This window comes from Dietzia sp. DQ12-76 (assembly GCF_014145045.1).
Taxonomy (GTDB): Bacteria; Actinomycetota; Actinomycetes; order Mycobacteriales; family Mycobacteriaceae; genus Dietzia.
Window position 1 is genome coordinate 1 of the sequence record NZ_JAALDV010000322.1, and the last position, 2,186, is coordinate 2,186.

The 2,186-nt window shown below is 69.8% G+C and carries 3 protein-coding genes; all 3 read right to left on the bottom strand.

The annotated features are described in order from the left end of the window. A partial coding sequence (locus G6019_RS11410; RefSeq protein WP_182627615.1) for a lytic transglycosylase domain-containing protein occupies window positions 1-919 on the bottom strand: 919 nt, incomplete at its 3' end. 72 nt (window positions 920-991) lie between these two features. Continuing rightward, window positions 992-1,543, bottom strand: coding sequence for a DUF1003 domain-containing protein (locus G6019_RS11415; RefSeq protein WP_107756744.1), 552 nt, complete (start codon window positions 1,541-1,543; stop codon window positions 992-994). Then, window positions 1,540-2,186 (bottom strand): magnesium transporter MgtE N-terminal domain-containing protein (locus G6019_RS11420; protein WP_182627617.1); only part of this gene is annotated, 647 nt, incomplete at its 5' end. The genes G6019_RS11415 and G6019_RS11420, both read right to left, overlap by 4 nt.

Genomic DNA, 2,186 nt, shown 5'->3' on the forward strand with positions numbered 1-2,186 from the left:
GCTCTCCGGGCCGGGGAGGCGCCGGTGGGGCGGTGGGTCGTCCCTCCCAGCCGTCCGGGCAGTGGTCGGGGGTCGCCGGGGGTTCCACGATCGGCTCGGGCTTGTGGATATCCGGCAGGTCCGCGGGCAACGGGTAGGCGTTGACGGCGTAGCCGTGCGCCCACGCGTTGACGTTGGCGACGTAGGCGAGCGAGTTGTTGTAGGCGAGGATGGCCCGGGTGCGGGCCGCGGGGTCGCCCATCGAGCCGCCCTGCCCGCACAGCAGGGTCGCGGCCGCGAGAGCGCCGTCGTAGATGTTGTTGGGGTCGGCCACGCCGTCACCGTTGCCGTCCCTGCCCAGCACGGCCCAGGTGGACGGGATGAACTGCACGGGCCCGACCGCCCGGTCGTACTCGGTGTCGCCGTCGAACCTCCCGCCGTCGGTGTCGGTGATGACGGCGGTACCGGGCAGGGACCCGTCCAGGCGGGGACCGAGTATCCGACCGATGGTGTTGCCCTGCGCGTCGAAGCGGCCTCGTCCCTGGTTGGACTCGACCTGACCGATACCCGCGAGGATGGTCCAGTCCATCTCGCACGCGGGCTTCTCGATGTTCAGGCGGTCGGCGGCGCGGTGGTAGGCGTCGAGGGCGATCCCGGGGATGCCCAGGGGGCCGTCGGGGATCGTCGCCGGCTCGATGTGCGCGGCCCCGGGGTCGTCCGCCTCGCTCGGCGGCGGGGTCTCGGAGGTCGGGGAGGCGGTACCGGGTGCGGTCGTCGGGTCCTGGGCGGCGGTCTCGGCCGCCTGGACGATGCCGGACGCACCGGTGGGTCGACTGTGGTCCATCGTCAGGCTCACGGCCGTGAGTACGCCGATCACTCCCGCGGCGACCGCGGCGCTGGCCAGTACCCGTCGATCAGTATCGCGCGCGATCTTGCGCAAAGCTCCCCCTACAACGTCCGGACGGTGTCGCGAGCGGGGTGCGTCGTGACATCGCTGCCGTGCGGGTCGACGCTACCTCCGGCCCCTGGTGTCTGAATCGTTTTTGCCCCGTTCGGTGTTACTGCCATCACAATCGCGGGTCGCGAGCAGGGCTTCGATCCGCTCGACCGAGCTCTTCAGGTCGTCGAGCTCGCGGCGCAGGTAGTCGCGGGTCACCGTCTCGCCCACGGAGAGCCGGACGGAGGCCAGCTCCCGTGCCAGGAACTCGGTGTCCGCCTTGGTCTGGGTCGCACGCAACCTGTCCACCGCGATGGACTCCTTGTCCCGGTCCTCCTGCCGGTTCTGTGCCAACAGGATCAACGGCGCCGCGTAGGCCGCCTGGGTCGAGAAGGCGAGATTGAGAAGGATGAACGGGTAGGGGTCGAAACGCAGCGCCACCACCGTGACGTTGATGAGGATCCAGACGATGACGACGATCGTCTGGATCAGCAGATACTGGCCGGTTCCGAAGAAGCGCGCGATGGCCTCGCTGTATCGGCCCACGGCGTCGGGATCGACTGTGATGCGGGGCCGCCGTGAGGTGACGGGAGTCGAGAGCGCCGAGCGTGTGCCGGGTTCGGTCACCGACGTACCTCTCTGGTGTCATGCAGGTCCAGGTCACGCCAGTCCTCGGGGAGGAGGTGGTCGAGGAGATCGTCGACCGCCACCGCCCCCAGCAGGTGCCCCTCGTCGTCGACGACCGGTCCGCACACGAGGTTGTACGTCGCGAAGAACCTGGTCACCGAGTCGACGGAGTCCGTGGGGCGCAGGGTGGACAGGCTGGTGTCCACGGTCTCGGCGACCATCGTCGACGGCAATTCCCTGAGCAGTGCCTGGATGTGGACGCAGCCGAGGTATTTCCCCGTCGGGGTGGCCGTGGGGGACCGGACCACGAAGACGAGACTCGCCAGCGCCGGGCTCAGGTCGGGATTACGGCAGTGGGCCAGTGCCTCCGCGACGGTCGTCTGCGGCGACAGGATGATGGGCTCCGGGGTCATGAGCCCCCCGGCGGTGTCGGCGTCGAACGTCAGCAGCCGCCGGACCGGCGCGGACCCGTCCGGGTGCATGAGCTCGAGAAACGACTCCGCGTCCTTCTCCGGCAGTTCCCCCAACAGGTCCGCGGCGTCGTCGGGGTCCATCGCCTCGAGGACGTCCGCCGCCCGTTCGAGTTCGAGCCGGGTCACGATCTCGGTCTGCTCGTCGTGGGGGAGCTCCTGGAGGATGTCCG